This window comes from Enterobacter sp. DC1 (assembly GCF_000568075.1).
In the GTDB taxonomy this organism is placed as follows: domain Bacteria; phylum Pseudomonadota; class Gammaproteobacteria; order Enterobacterales; family Enterobacteriaceae; genus Enterobacter; species Enterobacter asburiae.
The window spans coordinates 319,205-332,461 of the sequence record NZ_AZUA01000001.1 but is presented as its reverse complement, the minus strand read 5'-3'; the positions used below and the strand labels follow the sequence as shown (position 1 = coordinate 332,461).

Below are 13,257 nucleotides of genomic sequence, written 5' to 3'. Positions count from 1 at the left end.
CTTAGCGAAACACGAGGAAATACATGAGGAACACGTTCACCACCAGCAGGGTTAACGCGGTCGGGATCTGGATCTTGATCACCTGATATTTATCTTTCAGCTCCAGCAGCGCGGCGGGAACGATATTGAAGTTCGCGGCCATCGGCGTCATTAGCGTGCCGCAGTAGCCCGCGTACATGCCAATCGCCAGCAGCGGCGCCGGGTTGCCGTGATGCACGTTGATCAGAAACGGCAACGCGATCCCCGCGCTCAGCACCGGGAAGGCCGCAAACGCATTCCCCATGATCATGGTAAACAGCGCCATACCCACGCAGTAAATCACCACCAGCATAAAGCGGTTATCCGGGTTAACGAACAGGCTCACCACCTTCTGCACCGAATCGCCGGTATTGGCCGCCACGAACACGCCGCCGAGCATGGCCAGCATCTGCGGCAGGATCACCGCCCAGCCGATAGTATCGACAAGACGACGAGACTGACGAATGGCGTGCAGCGGCGTGCCTTTGGTCAGCCACCAGCCGGTGAGGATCGCCGCGACGCAGGCCACGCACAGCGCCGCCAGGGTGAGCTGCTTCTGATCGAGCAGGAACACGCCGCCAACCGAAACCCCTTTCAGGAACAGGGTGCCGATAACCGTCACCACCGGGATCATCAGCGCTGGCAGGAACAGCCAGTTTTTAAGGCGGTTTGACGAAGCGATACGTTCGTCTTCGGTGGACATTTTATAGTGCCCTTTCCCGACAAGACCAAAGCCCGCCAGCAGCGCGATAGCGATAACGCCCCCGCCGATTATCCGGTACGCCAGCGATTTCCCCAGCTCCTGCACCATCAGGTCGCCGAACAGGAAGATCCCGCCGAATAAGAACCAGAACAGCGCCGTGGTAAAACGCTTCGGATTGGCGCGATCGCGCAGGGTCATCACAACCAGCAGCATCACGACGAAGCCGATCAGGTAATACACGCGGTTAATGGTGATAAGCGTCATCATTGCGCCACCTCCTGTTTACCCTGCTCTGCACGCCAGGCCATGACGTCGCGACGGATGCTGGCATCGAGGCGCAGCAGGCGCGTCATATGAATAACTAATGCCGCAATGGCGGTTGGAATAGCCCACAGGCCGATATGCAGCGGTTCGATGCCCGGAATACCGTTCTCTTTCAGGAACGCGTCGATCAGCAGCACCGCACCGAACGCAATGAAGATATCTTCCCCAAAGAAGACCGCAATGTTGTCGCACGCGGCGGCATGGGCTTTGATTTTGTCGCGGATGTGCTGCGGCAGCTCGCCGTATTCGTTCAGCGCCGCCCCTTCGGCCATCGGCGCCAGCAGCGGGCGCACCGTCTGGGCATGACCGCCAAGCGACATCAGCCCTAGCGCGGCGGTGCCTTCACGGGCGACAAAATAGAGCATCAGAATTCGCGCCGAGGTCGCGCTGGCGATCTTCGCCACCCAGGCCTGGGCACGCTCCTTGAGCCCGTAATATTCCAGCAGACCAATCACGGGCAGGATCAGAATGAAGGTCGCCAGCGATCGGCTATTCACGAACTTTTCGCCAAAGGTCTCCAGCAGCATCCCGAAATCCATACCGACCAGCAGACCCGTCGCCAGCCCCGCCACCACGACCACCAGCAGCGGGTTGAAGCGCAGTGCAAAACCAATAACCACGATCGGTATCCCGATCAGCGGCAACAGCGTAGTACCGTCCATAACGATTACCCTATCCAAAGTGAGCGTTGCGCGCCGACGGCTATTTTTTTAATTTGCGGCGAGCGATGTTGTGTTTTTCGTCAGGTTTCGGAAAACCTGCGCTAAAAAGCTATATCTGAACCTCAAAAACATGTAAACAAATTATCAATAAAATGTTCTTATTTTATCGATGAGTTTACATTTCTGGCTAAGGAACGTTATGACCTCGAAAAAGAGTGCTTCACCCGATCGCGACGATATCAACGATGGCCGGATCGTCTCTTCCCGCCATCTGGTGTCCGAGCGCTGCGCGGAACTGTCAGAGCTGGAGTACGCGCTGATCATGACCAGCAACGCGTTCAATAAATGGATGGTGCGCTGCATGGCCGCAGCCGGCGAACCGGATATGGGCGCATTTGACGTCTCGCTGCTGCATCATGTGAACCACCGCGACCGCAAGAAAAAGCTGGCCGATATCTGTTTCGTTCTCAACGTGGAAGATACCCACGTGGTGACCTACGCCCTGAAAAAGCTGGTCAAAGCGGGCTACGTGACGAGCGAGAAAGCGGGCAAAGAGCTCTTTTTCTCGACTACCGAGGAAGGAAAAGCGTTGTGTATGAAATACCGGGACGTGCGGGAGGCGTGTCTGATCGCAATCCACGCGGAGAGCGGCATTGCCGGGAAGTCGATTGGCGAAACCGCACAGCTGTTACGCACGATCTCCTCCCTGTATGACACCGCCGCCCGCGCGGCGGCATCACTCTAAAGCTAAGGACGTCTGAAGAGGGTAATACTGCGTCCGGCCAGTTCGTACTCTACGGTTTCGGTGAACGCTGTCCCAGTGGCAGCGTCATCTGCCGTAGACAGCTCCAGCACCCATCCCCCTTCGCCAAACTGCGGGATCTGGAACGGCACGGTGCCTTCAAACGGGTTGAACAGCATCAGCACGTCGTGCCAGATGCCGTCCTCCTGCCTGAGATCCGGTCTGCTGATGGAGACGCCGAGCGTCGAGCCTTCATCCCACTGCTCGGCCTGCTGCGGACCGCCTCCGGCATTAAACCAGCGGATCTCCAGCCCGTCGCGCCAGCTTTCACGGCGCAATAACGGCTGTTGCGCGCGAAGGGCAATAAGCCGTCGGGTAAACTCGCGCAGCGCGGCGTCGTTTTCGGTTATCCCGTTCCAGTCGATCCAGGAGATCTCGCTGTCCTGACAGTAGCCGTTATTGTTGCCCTTTTGCGTGCGGCCAAACTCGTCCCCGGCCAGCAGCATCGGCGTGCCGTGGGAAAACAGCAGCGTGGTCAGGAAATTACGCTTCTGCCGCTCGCGGGTGGCAATAATATCCGGGTTCTCCGTCGGCCCTTCTTCGCCATAGTTGTACGAGCGATTATCGTTATGCCCGTCGTTATTGTCCTCGCCGTTGTCGGCGTTATGCTTTTCGTTGTACGACACCAGGTCATTCAGCGTAAAGCCGTCGTGAGCGGTGATGAAGTTGACGCTGGCCCACGGACGACGCCCGCGCAGGTCGTACAGATCGCCGGAGCCGAGCAGACGCGCGGCAAAATCGGTAGAGACGTTGTCGCCCTTCCAGTATTCGCGAACGGTATCACGGTATTTGTCGTTCCACTCCCCCCAGCCCGGCGGGAAACCGCCGACCTGATACCCGCCGGGGCCAATATCCCAGGGTTCACCAATCAGCTTGAGTCTCGATAACACCGGATCCTGCGATATGGCGTCGAAGAAACCGCCGCGCGGGTCAAACCCTTCGGGCTCGCGGCCAAGAATCGTCCCCAGGTCGAAACGAAAACCGTCAATATGCATCGACTCCGCCCAGTAGCGCAGCGAATCCATCACCATCTGCAGCACGCGCGGGTGCGAGGTATTGACCGTGTTTCCCGTCCCGGTGTCGTTGATGTAGTATCGGTGCTGGTCCGGCAGGGTGCGGTAATAGCTGTAGTTATCAATCCCCTTAAACGAGAGCGTGGGGCCAAGCTCGTTTCCTTCCGCCGTGTGGTTGTACACCACGTCCAGAATCACCTCGATGCCCGCGTCGTGATACGCGCGTACCATGTCGCGAAAGCCCTGGATCCCAGCCGGGCCGTAATAGCGCGACGCCGGAGCAAAAAAGCCGAGCGTGTTATAGCCCCAGAAGTTCTTCAGGCCACGGTCGAGCAGATGCTGGTCGTCCGGGAACCAGTGAACCGGCAGCAGCTCCACCGAGGTGATGCCAAGACTCTTGATGTAGTCGACCGAGGCTTTGTGCCCCATCCCCTCAAACGTGCCGCGCAACTCCTGCGGGATGGCCGGGTTCATCTGGGTAAAGCCCTTCACGTGGCTCTCATAGACAACGGTATGCGGCCAGGGCACGTTCGGCCAGCTGTTGTCCTGCCAGTCAAAGGCGTCCGGGTCGATAACCTTGCATTTCGGCGTGAACGGCGCGCTGTCGCGCGTATCAAAACTGAGATCCAGTTCGTCATGCCCCAGCTCATAGCCGAAATGCGCGTCGTTCCAGTCGATATCGCCCACCAGTTCGCGGGCGTAGGGGTCGATAAGCAGCTTGTGCGGGTTAAAGCGGTGACCGTTTTCCGGATCGTAGGGGCCGTAGACGCGATAGCCGTACAGCGCGCCAGGCTTCAGGTCCGGCACATAGCCGTGCCAGACCTCATGGGTATATTCCGGCAGTTCCAGCCGGGCGATTTCGTTTTTCCCGGACGGGTCAAACAGACAGAGTTCCACCCGCTCGGCGTGAGCGGAGAACAGCGCGAAGTTGACGCCCTTCCCGTCATAATTCGCCCCCAACTGCAGGCCATGACCGGCCCGAATTTCAAACGTTGTATCCTTTGCCATTTTCGTTCTCCACGATTATTCGCAGGTAAGCAGAACCAGTACACATCCCTTTTCTGACGTTAAATCCAGCGTCTCTTGCAGAATGCGGCTTTCACCGCTGAACAGATCCCGATAGCGTTTCCCCGCCAGCTCCTCGGGTATCGCCACCGTGGTATTGACCCACAGCTGATGATTATCGGTGACATCAAAAACCAGACGCGGCACGGCGACAACCAGCGCCTCGTCGTCCTTAACGCGCGCAAAGACAATCAGGTTCTCCTCGCGCTCGCCGGTGACCTTAAGCGGCAGCCAGTCGCCGTAGCGGAATAGCGCGTCGTAATGCGGACGCAGCCGCAGCAGCGTGGCGGTGACGAACTGTTTGACGCGCCCGTCTCGCCAGCTGGCCGGGTTGTCAAACACCGTGGCATCCGCCGCGCTGAGGTTGTGCACCAGCGCGTTGAAGTCCGGCTCCCGTCGGTTATCCGGGTCGACCAGGCTAAAGTTGAGCGCCTCGCTGCCCTGATAGATATCCGGCACGCCGGGAGCCGTCAGCTTGATTACCGTCTGGCTGAGGCTGTTCATCAACCCGGCCCGGATAAAGGGCTGCATCGCCTCGCTAAAATCATGCAGAAACAGCGCGTTGTCCGGCGAAAGCAGATGCCGCGCATAGCTCAGCACCACGCTCTCGTAGCTCTCGTTGCTGTCGATCCAGTCGGTGCGCTGTTTTGCCTCGCGCAGCGCTTTTTCGAGGAAACCAAGAAAACGTTCTTCCAATGATTTAAGCCCTTCGGCATCGTCCGGTGACTGCGCGGCGGGCCAGACGCCCGCCAGCGCCTGATAAATCATCCAGGTGTCGGCGGCGTTCGGCGCGGTGCCGTCATTGAGAAAACGCACCTGGGTCTGGTTCATCTGTCGCCAGCGGGCCAGGTTTTCACCCCACCATTCCGGCGCCTCCGTCAGGGTGTAGAGACGCGCCCGGGCGTCTTCCCCGCGCTTGGTATCGTGCGTGGAGGTGCCCAGCAGCGCGTCGGGCTGACGGGCCAGACGAATGCGCATCTCCTGGTGGAAGCGGGATAATGAAAACGCGCGCGGCGTCGGGTCGGCGCCCACTTCATTGAGCGCCAGCTCCAGGTTGTGGCGGAAGAACAGCGTGTCTTCAACGGATTTCGCCATCAGCGGCCCGGTAAGCTGCTGGAAGCGGGTTCTGAAAAGCGCGGCGGACTCGCGGCAATCTTCCGGCAGGTCGCCGGTAAGAATGCGCACAATCAGGCTCAGCGCCGCTTCAGACGTCTCCACGCTGGCGACCACGCGGTTGAGCAGCGCCACGTCCGGCGGGGTTAATCCCTCCCGGGTGCCGTAGGTGCGGTACACCGGAAAGGCAATAAGCAGCTCGCGCAGCGCGTGGCGGATCTCCTCGCGCGGCAGCGCAACCTCATTGCGCCGGGCCAGATCGTCAGCAAGGTTAAGCAGCGTGGTGAATTCACCCTCAAAATTACGATCGGTCATCAGGCCTTTGGCATCGCGCAGTTCCGCGTGGCGATCGACCGTTATTCCCAGCGTCTCGTCGTGAATGGTCTCCAGGCGCGGCAGGTTAGCGTCGTCGACCAGCACTTCCGCCAGCGAGGCGATAAACTCGTAGCCGGTGGTGCCGGAGATCGGCCAGTCTGCGGGGAGCTGTTCTCCCTTCGCGAGAATTTTTTCAACCGTGATGTAACAGTCGGGGCCAGTTTTCTGCCGCAGGCGCTGCAGATACCCCAGCGGATCGGCCAGGCCGTCGACGTGGTCGATTCGCAGGCCGTCCACCACGCCCGCGTGAACCAGCTCCAGTATCAGCCGGTGCGAATCGTCGAAGACCGCGTCATCTTCAACCCGAACGCCGACCAGCCCGGTGATCTCAAAGAAGCGCCGCCACGAGAGCTGCTTCGGCGCCTCCCGCCAGGACATCAGCCGCCAGCTTTGCGCGTCATGCAGCTCAGCGATGCTCTTATCCTCGCTGTACGTGCCGGGGTTGAGCGGATACTCGGCGTCATAGTAAACCAGCGCGGCCTTGTTGGTGACAGTGTCACGTTTAAGGGTAATCGCACCCTTCTCCAGCTCCGCCTCAAAGCTGTCGCCAAGAAACGGCAGCGTTAGCGGGCGCGAGCCGTCGATATCGAAATAGCGGAAATAGCGGCTCTGCTGGCCGTATTCAATCACGTCCCGCCACCAGGCGTTTTCCAGCGAGGTGGACATATGGTTCGGGACAATATCCAGAATCAGCCCCATGCCGGCCTGCTTAAGCGCCGCGGCCATGCGGTCGAAACCGTCTCGTCCGCCGATTGCGGGGTCAATTTCATTCGGGTTGGTGACGTCATAGCCGTGGGTGGAACCCGCTGTGGCGGTAAACACGGGCGACGCGTAGAGATGGCTGATGCCGAGATCTTTCAGGTAAGGCACCAGCGCCGCAGCGCGGTCGAAGGTCATGCCATTACGGAACTGAATACGGTACGTGGCGGAAGGGATCATAACGATGCTTCTCCATCAGCAAAGCGAACGACAATACCGTTCGGCGGTAAAACGTCAGTGACTTCCGGCCAGGCAAAGCGCGTCTCACCCGCGAGATCGTGCAGCGCGACGGGCTTATTACTAATATTCAGCGCCAGAGAGAGCGTCCCCGACGGGAAATACCAGCCCACCGCCACCATGCCGGGCGCGGTCTTGATTACCTTGCCCTTAACGGTGCCGCCGTGACGCAGAAGCGGAACGATATGGCGATGACGCAGCGTCAGCAGGTGGCGCGTGAAGCGCAGCCACGTTTTGCCTTCGTCGGTGGCAATCTTATTCCAGTCGAGTTTTGAACGGATAAACGTGTTCACGTCGTTCGGATCCGGGACGGTTTCATCGTGCCCGGCATGGCCCGTAAACTCTTTCGCGCGCCCTTCCCGTACAGCCTTTGCCAGATCGCCGTGAAAATCGGTGAAGAACAGGAACGGATGCGTTTCACCAAACTCCTCGCCCATAAACAGCAGCGGGATATGGGGAGAAAGCAGCAGCGCGGCAAGCAGCACCCGCGTCTTGTCGGCACCGGCCAGGGCGATCAGCCGCTCGCCCTGGGCGCGATTCCCGGTCTGATCGTGGTTCTGAATAAAATCGACGAAGAACTGCGGCGGCTGCGTCTGACACTCCACTCCGCGGGATTCACCGGTTTGCAGCGACACCTCGCCCTGGTAGACAAAACCTTCCGCCAGCGCCCTGGCGAACTTTTTCTCCGGCTCAAAGGCAAAATCCTGGTAATACGCGTGGGTCTCGCCGGTGGCAAACACGTGAGCAGCGTTGTGGAAGTCATCATTCCACTCGGCGGTAAACAGCGGCGTGTTGCCCTGTTCATCGCGCGGGTGCAGGAAAATCACGTTGCGGCTGTCTTCCGTGGTCAGGTGAACATGGCGGTACGGGATCGCCTCGCGGATTTTTGCAGCAATCTCCTCCAGAATGTGCGTCTCCGCGGTGTCTTTAATCTGGTCGATGGCATCAAAGCGCAGGCCGTCCAGACGGTACTCCGTCAGCCAGTAGAGCGGCGCATCGGTGATGTACTGCCTGACCGGCTCGCGTTCGTAAGCGATGCCGTTGCCCCACGGCGTCATCCGCTGTGCATCAAAAAACGCGGGCGACAGCAGGGGCAGATAGTTCCCCTCGGGGCCGAAGTGGTTGAGCACGATATCCAGCACCACGGAAAGCCCCAGCCCGTGCGCGGCGTCGATAAGCGCGTGGAAATCCTCCGGCGTACCGTAGGCAGAGTGCGGGGCGTACAGCAGCACGCCGTCATACCCCCAGCCGCGGGTACCGCCAAACTGAGAGACGGGCATCACTTCAAGCTGGGTAATACCGAGCTCTGCCAGATACGGGAGCTTGTCGATGGCGGCCCGGAAGGTGCCCTCCGGGGTAAATGTGCCGATGTGCAGCTCGTAGATAACCGTGTCTTCCCACGGCCGCCCTGCCCAGTCCCGGTTGACCGGCTGATAGCGCTGGGAATCGATAACGATGGAGGGGCCGTTAACCTCGCCCTTTTGCGCGCGAGAGGCGGGATCGGGCACCGTCATGCCGTCCTGAAGAACAAATTGATATTCTGCACCGTGCGTGACGCCGGGTACGTCTGCCTGGAACCAGCCGTCGCCGGTTGCCGTCATCGGCACGTCGGCGGCGGCCAGACGTAGCGTAAGTTCTTTCTGTCCTTCTGCCCAGACGCGAAAACGTACAACGTCATCGGAAATAAACTCAGCACCCCACTGCTTTTGAAATGTCCTGAATTCCATTCATTGTCCTCGAATGACCCACATTTTACGCGGAACGAAGTACAAGCTTAGTTCAGGATTAAAAGTGTGTTAGGCCAGCGAATTTAACCGCTTCGTCTATTCTTTATGAAATAACTCACTACCGGGAATACTATGCAGATTCGAAAAGGACTCAGTACCGACCTCACACGCCTTGAATGCTGTGACTTTTCTTTCACCATTAGCCACATTGCGCGAGAGCCCTTTATCCACTGCGATTTGCATATCGAAGCCGTCGCCGTGCCCTGGATTAAAACCTACGAGCTCGATATCCAAACCCTTGAAAACCACTGCGTTAATCCGGACGCCATATTTCTTATTGCCGAAACGGATGACGGTGAAATTGCCGGATTTATTACCGCGTCAATCGGCTGGAATAAGTTTATCTCGGTGGATTATATTGCCGTTGAGCGTACAAAACGCAGAACCGGCGCCGCGCAAAAATTAATGGCCGCAGCCCACGTCTGGGCCCGCAGCGTAAACGCCCCGGGATTACGGCTTGAAACACAAAATGTGAACGTCTCTGCCTGCCTGTTCTACCGTAACTACGGGTTCACCCTGGGCGGATACGATCGTTATCTCTACAACGCCTTACCGGAAAAAGACGAAGTCGCCCTGTTCTGGTATTACATGCTGGTCTAGCGGCGCGGCCTTCATATTTCTGTCATTGAATTTCATTAGGCTTTCGGGATTTTAACCACGGTGTTGAGGAAAGAAGTGTGAATTCAATGGCTAAGGCATTACTGCTGGCATTACCTGTTTTGAGTGCAACGGCAGCGGCGACGGCCGCCGGGGGCGAGCTGTGTGAACCCAAAGCGTACGAAATGGCGCTGCGGTATCAGCAGAAATCGGCAGAGATCATGGCTCTTCAGCTGCAGACGTATCGGTTTGCCACCGAGCGTTTCAACGAAAAGTTAAAAGAACTGAAAACGCCTGAAAATTACGCCGTGGTAATGGACCTGGATGAAACGGTGCTGGATAACACCCCTCTGCTGGTGCGTGACACCGAGCAGTGTCACGACTATACAAAATGGGACACCTGGAGCGACTGGGAGAAACAGGGTAAACCCGGCTTAATTCCGGGCGCGAAGGCGTTTCTTGACCATGTGAATCAAAGCAAGGTCCGTATCTATTACGTCTCGGACCGCATGCAGGAAAATAAAGCCGATACGCTCAGGACGTTAAAAGCCCTGGGACTTCCGCAGGTGTCCGATGAAAGCGTGCTTCTGGATACTGTCAGCAAGGAAGAGCGTCGCCAGAGCATCCTCAAAAAACAGCAGATCGTGATGCTGTTTGGCGACAGCCTGCCGGATTTCGCCGTGCAGTTTAAAAACAAAAAGTCGAGCGAGCAGCAGCGCGAGCTGGTTGAGGCCAGCGCGGAACACTTCGGTAACGACTGGATTGTGCTGCCTAATGCCGCTTATGGCGCCTGGTCTAAAGCCACGCCGGACGGCTGGAACGCGCCGCTGAAAAAATAACGTTTTACGGGCCGGGAAAGGCATCATCGCCACCCGGCTTCTACGCTCTGCTATCCACCGCGTTTATAGGTCCTATCATTTCTGGGCAGGTTCTTATAATTTTACGAAGAAGTAAGATGAGCGCTTTCAAAGGAGACTCGTATGCTTACCGTGAAAAAACTTGCTCTGTCCACGCTTATTTCCAGTTCACTGCTTTTCTACCCTGCGCTGCAGGCGTCGGCAGAGACGCCCCAGCACGTCGTTAAACAACCGGCGGGCGGATACAGCGTTCAGGTCGGCGACGTTCTGGTCACCTCGTTTACGGACGGGACCGTCGCGCAGGATCTGCACAAGCTGCTGCGCCGGACAACGCCGCAAAAAATTGATGCGCTGCTCGCGAAAAATTTCCAGACCAACCCGCCTGAGGTGTCCATCAACGCGTTCCTGATTGCGATGCCCGGACATAAAATTCTGGTGGATACGGGCTCAGGCCAGCTCTTTGGCCCCGGCAACGGCGGACGTCTGATTGAGAGCCTTGCCACCCAGGGGATTAAACCCGAGGACATTACTGAAGTCCTGCTGACCCACGCCCACTCCGATCACGCGGGCGGCCTGGTGAAAGACGGCAAGGTGGTGTTCAGCAACGCGCGCGTTTTCGTTGGCAAACCGGACGTCGACTTTTTCTTTAACGACGAGAATCAGAAAAAAACCGGCTACGGCAAGAACTACTTTGACGTCGCGCAGAAGACCTTAAAACCCTATCTTGACGCCGGTAAAGTGGTGCCGTTTAGCGGCACATCGGAGATTCTCCCGGGGCTGACCGGCACGGTTCATCCCGGCCATACGCCGGGCTCAGCCTTCTACACGCTGACGAGCAAAGGCGAGAAAATCACCTTTGTTGGCGACATCATTCATGCCGCGGCGGTACAGTTCCCGCAGCCTGACGTGACCATTACCTACGATGAAGATCAGAACAAAGCCGCAAGCGTGCGCGAACATGCGTTTGCGGACTTTGTGAAAAATAAAGACCTGGTTGCCGCGCCCCATCTGCCGTTCCCGGGTATCGGCTATGTCACCAAAGGCGAAAACGGCGGCTATGCCTGGGTCCCTGTGACCTATACCAACCGCGACGCCAGCAGCGCGAAATAAGATGACGCCCGTCTCTGACATGGACATCGACCTGATCCTGACCCTGGACGCCCTGCTTCAGGACAGGAATATCACCCATGCGGCCGCGCGGCTGGGCATAAGCCAGCCCGCGCTGTCCGCTCGTCTGGCGCGTCTGCGAACGCTGTTTGGCGAACCGCTGTTTATTCCTTCCCCACATGGACGTGGGGTGCTGCCCACGCCGCGAGCGGAAGCGCTCAAGCCTCAGGTGGAGAGCGTGCTGCGCGGCATCAGCGCGCTGTTTGCCCCCATCGCGTTTGATGCGCAGACCAGTACCCGGACCTTTGTCATCGCGCTGCACGAAAACCCGGCGCTGATGCTGGGCACCGGGCTGCTTACCCAGGTGGGTACCGAAGCTCCAGGTATTCGCCTGCGCTTCGCCCTTCCACACATGTCCGAACTGGCGCAGCAGCTGGAAAACGGAGATGTGGATATCTACACCGGCGTAAGCGCGGGCGCCCATGACGGCTGGGTGAGGCGCAAACTGCTCGACGACGCGTTTGCCACCGCCCAGCGCAAAGGCCATCCGCGCGGGACCGGAGCGTTAGACCTGGAAAGCTACTGCGCGCTTTCTCATCTGGTGGTGTCATCGGCGGGAGATCCGTTTACCGGCTTTGTCGATCAAACCCTGGCCGGGCTGGGCTATCAGCGACACGTTGCGATGTCCACGCAGAGCTACGCCATGGCGCCTGCGCTTGTTGCCGGTACCGACCTGGTGTGCACCCTGCCGGAACGGATGCTGAAACAGTTTGCCAGCACGCTGGATCTCTTTGCGCCGCCGCTGCCGCTCCAGCCGATTACCATCTACATGTACTGGCATCCGAAAAACAGCCAGGATCCGGCGAACGTCTGGCTGCGCGAGCAGCTGCTGCAGGCCGCCGGGCGTCAGGCGTGATCGAGGGTAATCAGGAATTTTTTAAGCACTTCTGAGCGAATAATCCGGTGGCAAACCAGCGTCAGCTCGCTTTCACGCAGCCGGTCGAGGATGTCCACGTACACCACGTTCTCGACGCTCACCGCCTTTGCCGACGCGGGCAGCAGCGCCAGCCCAACCCCCGCCGAGACCAGGCTTATCACCGTGGGCACGTCGGTCGCGTTTTGCACCACGTCCGGCTGAAAGCCCGCCCCGCTGCAGACGTCATAAAAGTACTGTTCCAGCCCCATCCCCTCCGGGTCGCGCAGGGAGATCCATTTTTCGTCCTTCACCGACGAAAGCGTCAGCGCGGACGATCCCGCCAGCGGATGCTGACGATACAGCGCCAGCACCGTTTTCTCGGCGGTGAACGGGCGGCTTTGCAGATCGTCAGGCAGCGACGGCAGCGGCGCCCGGATAATGGCCACATCGAGCTGGTTGCTCTGCACGGCCGCGTAGAGCGTCTGCACGTTTCCCGTCACCAGCGACATGGTAATGGCCGGCCAGCGCGTATGCATCTGGCGCAGCGCGGCGGGCAGCCTGCCGTCGAACATCGCGCTCGACACGCACCCCAGGTTTAATACCCCCTGCTCGCCCCTTGCCGTTTGCCTGGCGTCGAGAACCGCCTGCTCGGTCAGGGAGATGGCGAGCCTGGCTTTCACCAGAAACGCTTCGCCCGCGGGCGTCAGGGTTAAGCGGCGGTTCGCCCGGCTAAAGAGCGTGACGCCTAAACGTTCTTCCAGCGCCTTTATCTGCTGGCTCAGGGCCGGTTGCGCCATGTTCAGACGCTCAGCGGCCCGGTGCATGTGGAGCTCTTCGGCAACGACGATGAAATGGCGCATCTGACGAAACTGCACGGAACGTCTCCTTTTTTCGATATGAAATTACTTATCAATTTAGCAGT

The 13,257-nt window shown here is 58.7% G+C and carries 11 protein-coding genes; 5 read left to right on the top strand and 6 right to left on the bottom strand.

All coding sequences use genetic code 11. The annotated features are described in order from the left end of the window. Position 1 precedes the first annotated feature (1 nt). Positions 2 to 988 (bottom strand): DUF979 domain-containing protein, encoded by a 987-nt coding sequence (locus tag P346_RS19855; RefSeq protein WP_032657021.1) that lies wholly within the window; start codon positions 986 to 988, stop codon positions 2 to 4. Beyond that, positions 985 to 1,707, bottom strand: a complete 723-nt coding sequence (locus P346_RS19860; RefSeq protein WP_032657020.1) for a DUF969 domain-containing protein — start codon at positions 1,705 to 1,707, stop codon at positions 985 to 987. Before P346_RS19860 ends, P346_RS19855 begins: the two co-directional genes overlap by 4 nt. Before the next feature lie 199 nt (positions 1,708 to 1,906). On the opposite strand from P346_RS19860, the gene P346_RS19865 reads away from it, so the two are divergent. Next, on the top strand, positions 1,907 to 2,452 hold the full coding sequence (locus P346_RS19865; RefSeq protein WP_023335754.1) for a winged helix DNA-binding protein: 546 nt from the start codon (positions 1,907 to 1,909) through the stop codon (positions 2,450 to 2,452). Positions 2,453 to 2,454: 2 nt separating this feature from the next. Here P346_RS19865 and glgX read toward each other — a convergent pair whose 3' ends face one another. Genes glgX through treZ form a run of 3 tightly spaced genes read right to left on the bottom strand, consistent with a single transcriptional unit; the run spans position 2,455 to position 8,798 of the window. Beyond that, positions 2,455 to 4,530: a glycogen debranching protein GlgX gene (glgX, locus tag P346_RS19870; RefSeq protein ID WP_032657018.1), complete on the bottom strand. Its 2,076-nt coding sequence runs from the start codon at positions 4,528 to 4,530 to the stop codon at positions 2,455 to 2,457. Positions 4,531 to 4,545: 15 nt separating this feature from the next. After that, positions 4,546 to 7,014, bottom strand: coding sequence for a malto-oligosyltrehalose synthase (gene treY, locus P346_RS19875; protein WP_032657016.1), 2,469 nt, complete (start codon positions 7,012 to 7,014; stop codon positions 4,546 to 4,548). After that, positions 7,011 to 8,798 carry a malto-oligosyltrehalose trehalohydrolase gene (gene treZ / locus P346_RS19880; protein ID WP_032657014.1) on the bottom strand — a complete coding sequence of 596 codons (1,788 nt, stop codon included), beginning with the start codon at positions 8,796 to 8,798 and terminating at the stop codon, positions 7,011 to 7,013. The genes treY and treZ overlap by 4 nt, the downstream gene beginning before the upstream one ends. 132 nt (positions 8,799 to 8,930) lie before the next feature. On the opposite strand from treZ, the gene P346_RS19885 reads away from it, so the two are divergent. The 4 genes from P346_RS19885 (at position 8,931) to P346_RS19900 (ending at position 12,335) form a co-directional block, all read left to right on the top strand. Continuing rightward, the gene (locus P346_RS19885) at positions 8,931 to 9,458 is read left to right on the top strand and encodes a GNAT family N-acetyltransferase (RefSeq protein WP_032657012.1); all 528 of its coding nucleotides are present in this window, start codon (positions 8,931 to 8,933) and stop codon (positions 9,456 to 9,458) included. A gap of 86 nt (positions 9,459 to 9,544) precedes the next feature. Continuing rightward, on the top strand, positions 9,545 to 10,294 hold the full coding sequence (locus tag P346_RS19890) for a 5'-nucleotidase, lipoprotein e(P4) family (RefSeq protein ID WP_407363999.1): 750 nt from the start codon (positions 9,545 to 9,547) through the stop codon (positions 10,292 to 10,294). A 141-nt stretch (positions 10,295 to 10,435) separates the two neighbouring features. Further along, entirely contained in the window at positions 10,436 to 11,422 is a 987-nt protein-coding gene (locus P346_RS19895) for an MBL fold metallo-hydrolase (protein WP_032657009.1), read from the top strand. Between the two features lies 1 nt (position 11,423). Further along, complete coding sequence (locus tag P346_RS19900; RefSeq protein WP_032657007.1) at positions 11,424 to 12,335, top strand: LysR family transcriptional regulator; 912 nt, start codon at positions 11,424 to 11,426, stop codon at positions 12,333 to 12,335. On the opposite strand, the gene P346_RS19905 is transcribed toward P346_RS19900, so the two are convergent. Next, positions 12,326 to 13,210, bottom strand: coding sequence for a LysR substrate-binding domain-containing protein (locus tag P346_RS19905; RefSeq protein WP_032657006.1), 885 nt, complete (start codon positions 13,208 to 13,210; stop codon positions 12,326 to 12,328). The two genes, P346_RS19900 and P346_RS19905, sit on opposite strands and share 10 nt — an antisense overlap. Positions 13,211 to 13,257 lie beyond the last annotated feature (47 nt).